The following is a 13,168-nucleotide window of genomic DNA, read 5'->3' on the forward strand; positions in this document are numbered from 1 at the left end:
CCCCTGCCGGGGGACCCGCCGGTGGGTCATCGCCGTGCGTGCTGGCCCTGCTGCCACTCGGGAGTGGTGGCGTACGGGTTGTTCGCATGGCCGGCGTCGGGCCGCGGGGCGTCCTGGTGACCCGGCCACCAGGCCTTGTGGCCCAGCAGCGAGGTGATCGTCGGCACCAGCAGCATGGCCATGATGAAGGCCGTGAGCAGGATGCCGAAGGCCACCGCGAAGCCCATCTGCTGGAGCATGGAGTTGTCGGCCACCATCAGGACGCCGAAGGTGCCGGCGAGGATGATCGCCGCCGACGCGATGGTGGGCGCGGACTGGGCGACGGCCGTCCGGATGGCCTCGCGGGCGGAGACGCCCCGCCGCACCTCCTCGCGGAGACGGGCGACCATCAGGATGTTGTAGTCCGTTCCGATCGCCACCACGAAGAGATAGACGATCACCGGCAGCATGAAGAGCAGACCGCTCTTGTGCTGGATGTCCTGGAACAGCCAGACCGTGGCGCCGAGGGTGGCGCCGAAGCCGAGGGCCACCGCGATCATCAGGTAGAGCGGGGCGACGAGGCTGCGGAGCAGCAGGCCCAGGATGATCATGATGGCGAGGCCGGCGGCCGGGAAGACCACCTTGTAGTCGTGGCTGACGGCGTCCTCGACGTCGGACAGGACGGCCGAGGTACCGCCGACGAGCGCCTCGGTGCCCTGCGGCGCGGCCTTGTGGGCCTGGTCGCGGAGGGGGCCTCCGGCGAGCTTGATGGCCTTGTCCGAGCTGGGGTTGTACTTGAGGACGACGCTGAACTGGGCGACGTCGCCGTCCGGGTTGGTCATGGCCGGCGCGGCGCTGCCGACGCCGTCGATGGCGGCGAGCTTGCCCCGGTAGTCCTCCAGGGCGGCCTTGTCGAGCTTCCCGTTCTTGGCCTTGAGGTAGACCATGGCCGGGTCGCCCTGGCCCGCGGAGAAGCCGCGCTGCATGTCCTTGTTGGCCTGGACGGACTCCAGCTTCTGCGGCATCTGGCTGCTGGTGTCGAACTCGGCCTTGAAGTTGAACGTGCCGACCGCCAGCGCGCCGAGGACGAGCGCCGAGAAGACGGCGATGACCGCGGGGCGGCGGGCGACGAGGTTGCCGAGGCCGTTGGAGACGCGGTTCTTGGGCGTCTTCTTCCACGCCTTGGAGGGCCAGAAGGCCTTGGTCCCCAGGAGGGAGAAGACGGCCGGGACGAGCGTGAGCGCCGCGACGAGGGTGACGCCGACCGAGATGGCCAGCGACGGGCCCATCGCCCGCATCATGCCCATGGTGGACAGCAGCAGGGCGAGGAAGGCGACGATGACGGCGCCGGCCGCGGAGGCGATCGTCTCGCCGACCTTGGAGACGGCGTCGACCAGGGCCTGCTTCGGTTCCTGTCCGGCGCGCAGGTGTTCGCGGTAACGGAAGAGGAGGAAGAGGATGTAGTCGGTGCCGACGCCGAAGAGGACGACGATCAGGATGGCGGAGATGGAGCTGTCCGCCTTCATTCCGCCGAGGTCCGCGGCGGTGCCGATGAGGCCGAGGGCGACCATGAAGACCAGGGCGATGATCAGCACCGGCAGCAGCGCGATGAGCGGGCTGCGGAAAATGACGAGCAGCAGCACGATGATGAGGACCAGGGTGGCCATCATGATCAGTGCGTCCGTGTCACCCGAGGATTCCTGCGAGTCGAGGTTGGTGGCCGCCTGTCCGGTGACACCCATCTTCAACTGGGTGTCCTTGATCAGGGGCTTGGCGTCCTCGCGCATCTTCTTGACGGCGTCGGGGAGCTTCTCGTCGTAGGCGTTCTTGGTGCTGGCGATGACGTTCGCCAGGGCGATCTCCCCGTTGGGGGAGACGGCCTCGGGTCCGGTCACCACCTTGGCGATCTTGTCGTAGTGCTTGTCCTCCAGGGCCTTGGCCACCTTGGCGACGTCACGCTGGTCGGCTGCGGTGAGCTTGCCGCCGTCGGTCCGCTGGAAGACGGCGATGGCGGCGGGCTGCTCGGTCTGGGGGAAGGCCTTCTGCTGCAGTTCGCCGACCCGTACGGATTCGTAGTGCGACGGGAGGAACTCGGTCTCGTCGGTGGTGGACTTGAGCCCCGGTGCCAGCGTCGCGAGGGCCACGGCCGCTATCAGCCAGGCCAGGATCGTGAGCCAGGGTCGGTGGACGGCGAACCGCCCGACTCGTCGGAACATGGTGCTCCTTCTGCGTATTGAGCGTTTGCTGGCCGGCGAATGTCGCGACCGCCGGCGGTGGGTGTGTCGTCGTACGGGCGAGATGCAGCGCGGCATGAACACGCTAGGCAGCCGAGTTCCGCAGGCACAATGATTTCCGGGTGTATCGGGGATGAAATCGGCCCCGGGAACGGAAAGCGGATCGGGCCTCTCATCCAGGGGGAGGAGAGGCTCTCACCCGTGAGGTAGAGACGGGCCTGCCGAGCGCCTCCCTTGGGATTACTCTCCCTCCATGAGCGATGTCGAGTTCTACGCCGCGCGCATGGACCGCGCGGTGCGGTCGGCGGTGCAGGAGGGACTGGCCGGTCTGGTCGTCACACCGGGCCCCGATCTCGTATGGCTGTGCGGTTATGCGCCGCCCGCCGTCACCGAACGGCTGACGGCGCTGCTGCTCGTGCCGGGCAGCCGGCCGCAGTTGCTGGTTCCGCAGTTGGAGCGTGCGGACGCGGAACGTGCCCCGGGTGCGGGCGCGTTGACGGTGTCCGGCTGGACGGACGGTGAGGACCCGTACGCCGAGGTCGCCAAGGTGCTAGCGGGCCAGGGGCGTTACGGGGTGTCCGACAACGCCTGGGCGCTGCATCTGCTGGCGCTCCAGCGCAAGCGCCCCGAGGCCGGTTTCGGGGCGCTGACCGAGGCGTTGCCGATGCTGCGCGCGGTGAAGGACGCGTACGAACTGGAGCGGCTCACGGCGGCCGGGGCGGCGGCGGACGCCGCGTTCGAGGCGATCGTGGAACTGCCGTTCGCGGGGCGGCGCGAGCACGAGGTGGCCGCGGACCTGGACCGCTTGCTGCGGGAGAACGGCCACGAACAGGTGGACTTCACCATCGTCGGCTCCGGCCCCAACGGCGCCGACCCGCACCACGAGGCGGGGGAGCGGGTCATCGAGGACGGCGACATGGTCGTCATGGACTTCGGCGGCCTGAAGGGCGGTTACGGCTCGGACACCACCCGGACGGTCCATGTGGGTGAGCCGTCACCCGAGGAGCGCAAGGTGCACGACCTGGTGCGCGAGGCGCAGCAGGCGGCGTTCGAGGCCGTCCGGCCGGGCGTGGCCTGCCAGGACGTCGACCGGGCGGCGCGGCAGGTGATCCGCCGGGCGGGTTACGGCGAGTACTTCGTCCACCGTACGGGGCACGGCATCGGGGTGACGACGCACGAGCCGCCGTACATGGTGGAGGGCGAGCACCTGCCCCTGGTGCCGGGCATGTGCTTCTCGGTCGAGCCGGGCGTCTACCTGCCGGGCCGGTTCGGCGTGCGCATCGAGGACATCGTCGTGTGCACGGAGACGGGTGGCCGGCGGCTGAACAACACCGCGCGGGAGCTGCGGGTGGTGGCCTGACGGGTGAGGCGCCACCCGGGTGGGCTCACAGCGGCCGGTGCATGACGTGCAGGCCGGTGTACGAGCCGTCGGGGAGCCGGAAGCCCTCGGGCACCGTGCCGATGATCGTGAAGCCCAGTGTGCGCCAGAGCGCGACGGCCCGGGTGTTGGCCTCCACGACGGCGTTGAACTGCATGGAGCGGTAGCCCTCGGCGCGCGCCCACGCGAGGGTGTGCTCCCCGAGGGCCCGGCCGACCCCGCGGCCCGCGTGCCGGGGCGCGACCATGTAGCTGGCGCTGGCGACGTGAGATCCCCCGCCCCGCTGGTTGGGGTTCATCTTGGCGCTGCCGAGGACGGTCCCGTCGTCGTCCACCGCCACGACCGTGCGGCCGGGGGCCGTGAGCATCCACCACTCGCGGCCCTGCTCGAAGGTGAGGTCCCTCGGGTAGGTGTACGTCTCGCCCGCCGCGGTGATGGCCTGGAAGAACGGCCAGACGGCGGCCCAGTCGGCGGACCGGGCGTCTCTGATCAGCATGCGCGCAGCATGCGGCACGGGAGGGTGACCGGGCCACCGGTTTTCCGTCGTGCTCCTGACGGCGGTCGGACGGACCGGTCATGCGGCCGGGTCATACGGACCGCATGCGGTGGGCGTCGTAGACCGGTGCGACCTGGCCCTCGGTGAGGGCCTCCCCGTCCTCCGGCCCCCGGTGCTCGGGTGCGGGAGCGGTGATCAGCACCCAGGAGACGAGGGCCGCCAGCAGCATGACCCCGGAACCCCAGGCCAGGCCCACGTGGAAGCCGTGGACGACACCGCTCTTGGTGATCGCGTCGCGGACCGCCGGGGTGAGGGGGCCGGTGGCGGCCGCCGCCGTGAGGTGGGCGGCGACGTACGCGCCGGCGGTCGACGTCGCGATGGTGTTGAGCAGGGCGGTGCCGACGGAACCACCCACCTGCTGGGAGGTGTTGACCGTGGCGGAGGTGACGCCGGAGTCGCCCGGCGCCACGCCCCTGGTGGCGGTGTCCATGACGGCCACGAAGGTCAGGCCCATGCCGATGCCGAAGAGGATCTCCGAAGGCAGGACGTGGGTGGCGAACGCGCCCTCGACCGGCAGGGAGGTCAGCAGGAACAGCCCGATCGCCGAGCAGACCGCCCCCGGCGTGATCATCATGCGCGGCGGCACGTGGTTCAGCAGCCGGGACGAGAGCTGGGTCGTGGTGAGGATGATGGTGGCGGACAGCGGCAGGAACGCCAGGCCCGCCGTCACCGGCCGGTAGCCCAGGACCCCCTGGAAGTAGTAGGTCATGTACAGGAACATCCCGAACATGGCGATGACCGAGAGGGCGAGGGCCAGGAACGCCCCGGCGCGGTTGCGGTCGCGCGTGATGCGGGGCGGCAGCAACGGGCTGGGCGCCTTGTGCTGCCACCAGCCGAACACGGTCAGTAGCACCGCGCCCGCGCACAGCAGCCCCGTGACGAGCGGATCGCCCCAGCCGCGGGGTTCGGCCTCGCTGCAGGCGTAGACGATCGAGACGAGGCCCGTGCAGGCGAGGAGGACACTGGGGATGTCCAGGCGCGGGCGGTGCGCGGGCCGGTGGTCGTGCAGCATCCAGAGGGCGCCCAGGACGGCGACCAGGGCGATGGGGACGTTGACGTACAGGCACCAGCGCCAGTTCAGGTACTCCGTCAGCAGCCCGCCGGCGAGGAGGCCGATGGCGGAGCCCGCGCCGGCGATGCCGCTGTAGACGCCGAAGGCCTTGCCGCGCTCCTTGGGGTCGGTGAACGTCGTGGTCAGCAGCGACAGGGCGGAAGGGGCGAGCAGCGCGGCGAAGACGCCCTGGAGGGCGCGCGCGCCGAACAGCTGCCAGTCGGTCCGCGCCGCGCCCCCCAGGCCGGAGGCGACCGCGAAGCCCACGAGGCCGATGACGAACGTCCGCTTGCGCCCGACGAGGTCGGCGATCCTGCCCCCGAGCAGCAGGAGCCCGCCGAAGGCGAGGGTGTAGGCGGTGACCACCCATTGCCGGTTGGCGTCCGACATCCCCAGCGCGCGCTGGGCGGAGGGAAGGGCGATGTTCACGACGGTCGCGTCGAGCACGACCATGAGCTGTGCCAGGGCGATCACGACCAGGCCCCACCAGCGGCGGGGATCGGCGCCGGACGCGGGGACGGAGGCGGGGGCGGGGGGCTGGCTGGTCGAGCTCATGGAGAACCTGCTCTCGCGGCCGGCTGCCGCGCGGCCGATAGCGTGCAGAAGCTCGCCCTCCACCGTAGGCCCGTCGGGTGAATCCCGCTTCTCGGGCCGTGGCCGGCCCGGGGCGGTCAGGGGACCAGGACGACCTTGCCCACGGTCCCGCGCGTCTCCAGGGCCCGGTGGGCCTCGGCGGCGGCCGCCAGGGGGAAGCGCTGCACGGCCGGGACGACCGCGCCCTCGGCGGCCCGGGCCAGGGACTCCTCCTCCAGGCGCCGCAGGCCCACGTCCCCGCCGCCGAAGCGCTCCAGCATGGCCGGGCCGAGGACGCCGCGCGAGGTGATGCCGTGCTCGGCGAGTTCCCGCGGGTCGGGTGCCCCCGGCCCCTCGCCGGTGACGCCCTGCGAGGACCAGCCGAAGACGAGGTGGAGGCCGCCGCGGCCCAGCAGGCCGACGGCGTCGCGGGCGGCGTCGCCGCCGACGCCGTCGAAGACGACCGTGGCGGCGCGCCCGGCCAGGGCGGTGCGGGCGGCCCGCACCCAGTCGGGGTCGGTGTAGTCCAGGGCGAGGTCCGCGCCGAGGTCCCGTACGTGCCGGACCTTGGCGGGGCCGCCGGCCAGGCCCACGACGGTGGCGCCCGCGTTCTTGGCGTACTGCACGAGCAGCGAGCCGATGCCGCCGGCCGCCGCGGTCACGACGACGACGTCGTCGCCGGTCAGCTCGGTGAAGCCGAGGATGCCGAGTGCCGTGCGGCCCGTACCGATCATGGCGATGGCCTGGGCCTCGTCCAGCCCGTCCGGTATCTCGTGCAGCCTCGCCGCGTCGACGACGGCCAGCTCGGCGTAGCCGCCGCCGGTCGACAGGCGGCCGAGGTGGGCCACGACGCGCCGGCCGAGCCAGCGCGGGTCGGTGCCCTCGCCGAGCGCGTCGACGGTGCCGGCGACCTCGCGGCCGGGGACGACGGGCAGCTCGGGGAGGCCGTAGGGGCCGTTCGGGTCGCCGCGCCGCTGGGCGGCGTCGACGAGGTGCACCCCGGCCGCCGCGACCGTGACGCGGACCTGCCCGGGACCGGGGACGGGGGTCGCGGTCTCCTCGTAGGCGAGGTTCTCGGCGGGACCGAAGGCGTGCAGGCGTACGGCGCGCATGGCGTCACTCCACGGTTGTGCGACGGGTGGTTACGCCCTTGAGTGTTCAACCTGAATCAAGCTTGAGGTCAAGGGAGTCGGGACTGTGCCGGTGATCACGTCCCGGCCCGTCGCGCGTGCGCGCCGCCCCCGCGCTACACCCGGGGGAAGCGGCTCTGCAGGTCCCAGACGACGGGGTTGTCGGCGAGCCCCTCGTGCATGTCGGCGAGGTCGGCGATCAGGTCCTGCAGGAAGTCCCGGGCCTCGCGGCGCAGCGCCCGGTGGTTGAAGGTCAGCGGCGGCTCGTCCGGCGCCCAGTCGGCGGTGACGTCCACCCAGCCGAAGCGGCGCTCGAAGACCATGCAGTCGGTGGACTCGGTGAAGTCGAGCTCGGCGAACTGCGTGGCGGCCGAGCGGTTGCCCCGGGGGTCCTGGTCGATCGTCTCGATGACGTCGCACAGCGCCCAGGCGAAGTCCAGCACCGGCACCCATCCCCAGGCTGTGGACAGCTCCCGGTCCGTCTTGACGTCGGCGAGGTAGACGTCGCCGCAGAAGAGGTCGTGCCGCAGCGCGTGGACGTCCGCGGTGCGGTAGTCCGTCTGCGGGGGGTCGGGGAAGCGGCGGGAGAGGGAGTAGCCGAGGTCGATCACGCCTCGATGGTACGTACGACAGCAGTGCCCCCGCTGCCACGGCTGCGGGGGCACTGCTGATTCATGGGGGGTGCGCCCGGGCCGGCCTGGTGGGAGGCGGCCCGGGGGACCGGGGTTACTTGACGTTGATCGCGGACCAGGTGGCGGCGACCGTCTTGTACTCGTTGCTCGTGGAGCCGTACAGGTCGGCGGTGGCCTTCAGGGTGGCCGTGCGCGCCGCCTTGTAGTCGGTGGTGGAGGTGAAGTACGTGGTCAGAGCCTTGTACCAGATCTTGGTGGCCTTGTCCCGGCCGATGCCCGTGATCTTGGAGTTGTTGTAGGTGGGGCTGTTGTAGCTGACCCCGTCGATGACCTTGCTTCCGCTGCCCTCGGAGAGGAGGTAGAAGAAGTGGTTGGCGGGACCGGAGGAGTAGTGGACGTCCAGGTTGCCGAGGGAGGAGGTCCAGTAGTCCTTGGAGCCGCCGTCCTTGCTCGGCTTGTCCATGTAGCGCAGCGGGGTGCCGTCGCCGTTGATGTCGATCTTCTCGCCGATGAGGTAGTCGCCCGGGTCGGTCGAGTTCTTGGCGTAGAACTCGGCGGCGGTGCCGAAGATGTCGGACGTCGCCTCGTTGAGGCCGCCGGACTCACCGCTGTAGCGGAGGTTGGCGGTGGCGGAGGTGACGCCGTGGCTCATCTCGTGGGCGGCCACGTCGAGCGAGGTCAGCGGGTGGGCGTTGTTCTCGCCGTCGCCGTAGGTCATGCAGAAGCAGTCGTCGTCCCAGAAGGCGTTGACGTAGCCGTTGCCGTAGTGGACGCGGGAGTAGGCGCCCTTGCCGTCGCCCTTGATGCCGCTGCGGCCGAGCACGTTCTTGTAGAAGTCCCAGGTGACGGCCGCGCCGTAGTGCGCGTCGACGCCCGCCTTCTGCCGGCCCGCGCCCCAGACGTCGCTGGAGTTGGTGAACAGCGCGCCGGTGCCGTCGGTGCCCTGGTTGAGGTCGTACGTCTTGTGGCCGCCGCGCGAGCCGTCGGTCAGGCTGTAGCCCGAACCGGACTTGGTGGTGGTCAGCGAAACGTTTCCGCTGTAGGTGCTGGTGCCGGTGCCGGTCTCGATGGTCTCGTCCTGGAACAGCGTCTTGCCGGTGTTCGCGTCGGTGACCACGTGCAGCTTGCTCGGCGTGCCGTCCTTCTGGACGCCGGTGACGACCGTGTCGTACGCCAGGACCGGCTTGCCCTTGGCGGCCCAGACGACCTTGCGCGGCGTCTGGCCGTCGGCCTTGCTGTTCTTGTTGTCGGCGGCCACGCCGAGCGCCGACTTCTTCGCCTGCGAGGGCGCGACGGAGGGCGTCGTGGTGGGCACGGCTATGTCGGCGTCGGTCGCCTTGGTGACGTCGCGCGCGCCGTTCTTCTTCTCGTGGACGACCAGGTCGCCGCCGAGCACCGGCAGCCCCTCGTACGTGCGCTCGTAGCGCGTGTGCACCGTGCCGTCCGCGTCCTTGACGACGTCGCGGACGACCAGCTTCTCCTTGCCGCCGAGACCGATCTTGGCGGCGGTCGAGGAGGCCACACCCTGGGCGTCCTGGATCGCCGAGGCCCGCTGCCCGGCGGAGAGCGCGAGCTGCTGGCCGCTGTCCGCGCTGTCGACGGCGGCGCTCGCCGAGCCCGTCTGCACACCGATGACGACCATGGCGGCGGAGGCGACCAGGGCGGCGGCGCGGACGGAGTTCTTGCGGGAGGTGGAGGTGACGCTTCTCAACTCGGTCTCCTATGAGGGGGGTTACGGGTGGTCGTGTGGGTCGGCCGCCCGTTCGTTTCAGGAGTGTTCTGCGTACTGCTGGCGGGATGCGGGGTGGTGCCGAGTGCATCCGCTGTGGTGCAGGAGCGAATTGAGGAGAGAGTGCCACCGATTGGGCGTCATTGACAGGGGCGCAACAAGGATTTGATCTGTCGTTAAACGCTGAGCGGTCGATTGCGTCCGCTATGCGGTGAGTTGGGCGGTACCGAAGAAGCGTTCAACTGTTCGTTGGACGGAATTTGTATGCAGAAACGGTTAACGAGACCGGCGAAACGGGTCATAGCGACCGGCGGGCGGGGGGTGTCACCGCTGCCGCCGTCCGGCGTGTAACCGGGGGAAACCGCAGGCAGAAGGAGGATGCGGGAGTGGTGGAGCGTACGGAGGTCAGGACGTACCCGGAGGCTGCGGTTCCGGCCCAACTGCGCTCGCAGGTGGACGCGTTGCGCGAGGAGGCGTGGCCGGGCCTCGGGGGCGGTCACGATCCCGCGCTGAACGCGGTGACAGTACTGCTGATCGTGGCGCGGGAGGAAGAGCGCGTGGGTGAGGAGGAGGGAGGGGGAGGAGAGGGAGGAGAGGCAGAAAGCGAGGGCCGAAGTGGCGGCCGTGGCGCGGGAAATGAGAGAAGCGAGGGGCGAGGGGGTGGCCGGGGCGCGGGAAATGAGAGAGGTGAGGGGCGAGAGGGCGGCCGGGGCGCGGGAAGTGCGGGAAGAGAGCCCCCCGTTGTGGCGGTGCTCGACATCCTCTCCAAGGACATCGAGCACGGTGGACGCACCTACCGGGCGTCCGGACTGAGCGCCGTCGTCACCGGCGCGGCACACCGGGGCAGCGGACACGGGCGGCAGCTCGTGGCCGCCGCCCGTGAGGTGATCGCGCGAAGCGGTGCGGACGTGGGCCTCTTCACCTGCGACCGACCGCTACGGGGCTTCTACGAGAGCGCGGGCTGGTCGGTCCTGGAGGGAAGCGTCCTCGTCGGCGGTACGCCCGACGCCCCCTTCCCCAGCGACCGGCCGGGCTTCGACAAGGTCACCCTGGCCGGATTCTTCACGGACAGGGCGAAGCGCGACGCGGAAGCCTTCCGGCACAGCCGCATCGCGCTGTTCCCGGGCGGGATCGACCGGTTGTGGTGAGAGGGGTTACGGCTGCTGGTCGTCCCGCTTCTGCTGGGAGCCGAGCTGCTCGTTGAGCTTCTGCTGGGCCGTGTCGACCTGGCTCTGGTACTTGTTCTGCGTCCGCGCGTCGAACGCGTCGCCGGCCTTCTCCACCCCCTGCCGCGTCTGATCGGGGTGGGACTTCAGCAGCCCCTTGAGCTTGTCGAGCATGGACATGGCTGTCCTCCTTAGGAACGCCTGACTCACCCAGGATCGCCGTGTTCCACCGCCCCCGCATCCCAGGAAGGGGGCGCCCGAGGGGCCACCGGGGGGCGCACGGATCGCACCGGGGCCCGGTGGGACGGGGGCGGGGCCCGCGGGGGAACCCCGGCTCAACCGCCTGGCGGATGTCTCTCGTCCGGGAGGGCGACGTACGTCCGCGAGGCCGGATGCGACGTTCGTTCCATGACCGAAGTCGCACGATCGATGACCGTGAAGGTGAACGGACGGGGCGAAGGCCGGGGCGAAGGAGGGAGCGACGGCCCGGGCGCGGGGCCGGGCCGGGTGGCGTACCTGACGCTGGGCTGGGCCCTGGTCCAGGGCGCGTTCGCCGCGGGCTGCGCCCTGGCCGGCACTCCGCTGTTCCGCCGTGGCGACAACCCGGCGCCGGCCGGCCTGGACTGGCTCGTCGCGGCGGCCGCCGTCCTGGCGGTGCTCGCGGCGACCGGTGCGGTGCGGTGGGGGGACCGGCGCTCTGTGCGGGTCCTGCTGCGGGTGAGCTGTGTGCTGGCCATGCTCTCGGCGTTCAGCCTGCTCATGGACGTCTTGATGCTGCTGCTCGACGGCGGCGTCGACAGCGTGCCGTCCACCGTGCACCACACCTTGGGGATGGTGGGCGCGGTGCTGCTCGCCGCGACGCTGCACGGGCTGCGCACCCGTGGCGGCACGCTGTGCGCACGGTGCGGCGGTGCCGCGCACGAGACGGCCGTCTTGCCGGAGCCGTCCGTGGCGCCGCGGCGCGTACGGCTCGCGGCCTACGCGGGGACGGCTGCGTTCGTGCCGTACGCGGCCATGAAGCTGGCGTGGGCGTCGGGCGGGACGTTCGCCGGTGTGACGGGTGCGGAGATGATCGAGAAGTCGAAGGAGAACGGCGCTTCCGGCCTGTGGCTCACGCTGGAGGGTTGGGGCCTCGACCCCACCGCGCTGCTGGCGGCGCTCGGCGTCTTCCTGCTCTTCGGCCTCGTGCGCCCGTGGGGCCAGGTCTTCCCCCGCTGGACGCTGCTGCTGGCGGGCCGGCGGGTGCCGCGCTGGCTCCCCCTGACCCCCGCGCTGATCGGCGCCGGGACGCTGGCGCCGTACGGGGTGGCCGGCGTCTGCGGGGCGGCGCTGGGAACGGCGGGCGTGCTGCACGTCCCGAAGGGCGACTTCCCCTCGCCTGCCGACGTGCTGCTGGTGTCCTGGATCGGCCTGGGCGCCTTCGCCGTCTACGGCGTCGCGCTGGCGCTGGCGGCGCGCTCGTACTGGGTGCGGACGCGGGCGCGGTGCGCCGAAAATCTCGCCTGACGAGCGCAGTTCGCTCTGCTACGGTGATCGGCGTGAAGCGCGCTGGTCTGTTCATGACGACGACGCCGGAGAGTGTCCCGGCGCGCTGACAGCTGTCTTTGTCCGAAGCCCCGGGGCGAGTGCCCCGGGGCTTCGCCGTCTGGTCACTCGCCGCGGAATCCACGAGGAGACCACGATGCACGACCACCGCAAGCTCGGCCGCGAACTGAACCTCTTCGACACCGACCCCCTCATGGGCGCGGGCCTGCCGTACTGGCTGCCCGACGGCGCGGTCCTGCGGCACACCCTGGAGGAGTTCGTCCGCGACGCCGAGCGCCGTGCGGGCTACCGCCACGTGTACTCGCCGGTGCTGGGCAAGCGCGAGTTGTACGAGATCTCGGGGCACTGGGACCACTACAGCGAGGACATGTTCCCCCCGATGGGCCTCGGCGGTGAGCAGGTCGTCCTACGGCCAAGCCTCTGCCCCCACCACGCTCTGATCTACCGTTCCCGCGCGCACAGCTACCGCGAACTGCCCTTGAGGCTCGCCGAGCTGGGAGGCATGTACCGCTCCGAACTCTCGGGTGTGCTGGGCGGACTGACCCGCGTGCGCGCCATCCAGCTGAACGACGGGCACGTCTTCTGCACCCTCGACCAGGTCGCGGACGAGGCGCGGGCGGCGCTTGAGCTGATAGGCCGCGCGTACGACACCCTCGGCGTCCGCGTGGCCCGCTACCGGCTGTCGCTGCCGGGCGAGGGCGGCAAGTACGTGGCCGACCCCGGGATGTGGCGGCGCGCTTCCCTCCAGTACGTCGGCGCGGACGGCTCCCAGCACCGGCCGGTGATGGTCCACCGCGCGGTCATCGGCAGCATGGAACGGGCGGTGGCCCACCTCATCGAGCTGTACGGCGGTGCATTCCCGGCCTGGCTGGCCCCGGTGCAGGTGGTGGCGCTACCGGTGTCGAAGGCCGAGGTCGGCGAGGCCGAGGAGTTCGTGCGGCGGTGCGTGGAAAGGGGGCTGCGCGCGGAGGCCAGGGGCCCGGAGCACGGCACCCTGGGCGCGCGGGTCCGCTCGGCCCGCCTGGTGCCGTACCAGGCGGTCATCGGCCCCCGGGAGGCCACCGACGGCCTGGTGGCCCTGCGGCTGCGGGACGGCCGGCGGCTGGACCCCCTGCCGGCTGGGGAGGCGCTGGGGCGGATCAAGGGCGTGGTGGTGTCACGGAGGGGGGAACTGTGGGGGTGAGGAGGGCGGGGT

11 protein-coding genes are annotated in these 13,168 nt (G+C 71.3%); 4 read left to right on the top strand and 7 right to left on the bottom strand.

Annotated elements, in window-relative coordinates:
- Positions 1-26: 26 nt before the first annotated feature.
- Positions 27-2,195, bottom strand: coding sequence for an MMPL family transporter (locus CYQ11_RS17530; protein WP_099199079.1), 2,169 nt, complete (start codon positions 2,193-2,195; stop codon positions 27-29).
- Between the two features lie 271 nt (positions 2,196-2,466).
- Between CYQ11_RS17530 and CYQ11_RS17535 the strand changes: the two genes are divergently transcribed.
- Complete coding sequence (locus CYQ11_RS17535) at positions 2,467-3,573, top strand: aminopeptidase P family protein (RefSeq protein WP_099199078.1); 1,107 nt, start codon at positions 2,467-2,469, stop codon at positions 3,571-3,573.
- Between the two features lie 25 nt (positions 3,574-3,598).
- On the opposite strand, the gene CYQ11_RS17540 is transcribed toward CYQ11_RS17535, so the two are convergent.
- From CYQ11_RS17540 to CYQ11_RS17560, 5 genes are all read right to left on the bottom strand, one after another.
- Positions 3,599-4,087 carry a GNAT family N-acetyltransferase gene (locus CYQ11_RS17540; RefSeq protein ID WP_099199077.1) on the bottom strand — a complete coding sequence of 163 codons (489 nt, stop codon included), beginning with the start codon at positions 4,085-4,087 and terminating at the stop codon, positions 3,599-3,601.
- Positions 4,088-4,178: 91 nt separating this feature from the next.
- A complete protein-coding gene (locus tag CYQ11_RS17545; RefSeq protein WP_099199076.1) occupies positions 4,179-5,753 on the bottom strand; it encodes an MFS transporter in 1,575 nt (524 codons plus the stop codon).
- Positions 5,754-5,869: 116 nt separating this feature from the next.
- Positions 5,870-6,883, bottom strand: coding sequence for a zinc-binding dehydrogenase (locus CYQ11_RS17550; protein WP_099199075.1), 1,014 nt, complete (start codon positions 6,881-6,883; stop codon positions 5,870-5,872).
- Positions 6,884-7,017: 134 nt separating this feature from the next.
- Positions 7,018-7,512 carry a hypothetical protein gene (locus CYQ11_RS17555; protein WP_099199074.1) on the bottom strand — a complete coding sequence of 165 codons (495 nt, stop codon included), beginning with the start codon at positions 7,510-7,512 and terminating at the stop codon, positions 7,018-7,020.
- Between the two features lie 115 nt (positions 7,513-7,627).
- A complete protein-coding gene (locus tag CYQ11_RS17560) occupies positions 7,628-9,244 on the bottom strand; it encodes a M4 family metallopeptidase (RefSeq protein WP_099199073.1) in 1,617 nt (538 codons plus the stop codon).
- 761 nt (positions 9,245-10,005) lie between these two features.
- Here CYQ11_RS17560 and CYQ11_RS17565 point away from each other — a divergent pair.
- The gene (locus CYQ11_RS17565) at positions 10,006-10,410 is read left to right on the top strand and encodes a GNAT family N-acetyltransferase (protein WP_240003381.1); all 405 of its coding nucleotides are present in this window, start codon (positions 10,006-10,008) and stop codon (positions 10,408-10,410) included.
- A gap of 6 nt (positions 10,411-10,416) precedes the next feature.
- Here the strand turns inward: CYQ11_RS17565 and CYQ11_RS17570 are convergent, their stop codons facing one another.
- Entirely contained in the window at positions 10,417-10,608 is a 192-nt protein-coding gene (locus CYQ11_RS17570) for an antitoxin (RefSeq protein WP_099199072.1), read from the bottom strand.
- 228 nt (positions 10,609-10,836) lie between these two features.
- Between CYQ11_RS17570 and CYQ11_RS30325 the strand changes: the two genes are divergently transcribed.
- Both CYQ11_RS30325 and CYQ11_RS17580 read left to right on the top strand, forming a co-directional pair.
- The gene (locus CYQ11_RS30325) at positions 10,837-11,934 is read left to right on the top strand and encodes a hypothetical protein (protein ID WP_240003380.1); all 1,098 of its coding nucleotides are present in this window, start codon (positions 10,837-10,839) and stop codon (positions 11,932-11,934) included.
- Positions 11,935-12,109: 175 nt separating this feature from the next.
- Positions 12,110-13,156, top strand: coding sequence for an aminoacyl--tRNA ligase-related protein (locus CYQ11_RS17580; protein WP_099199071.1), 1,047 nt, complete (start codon positions 12,110-12,112; stop codon positions 13,154-13,156).
- Positions 13,157-13,168 lie beyond the last annotated feature (12 nt).

This window comes from Streptomyces cinnamoneus, from assembly GCF_002939475.1.
Classification (GTDB): domain Bacteria; phylum Actinomycetota; class Actinomycetes; order Streptomycetales; family Streptomycetaceae; genus Streptomyces; species Streptomyces cinnamoneus_A.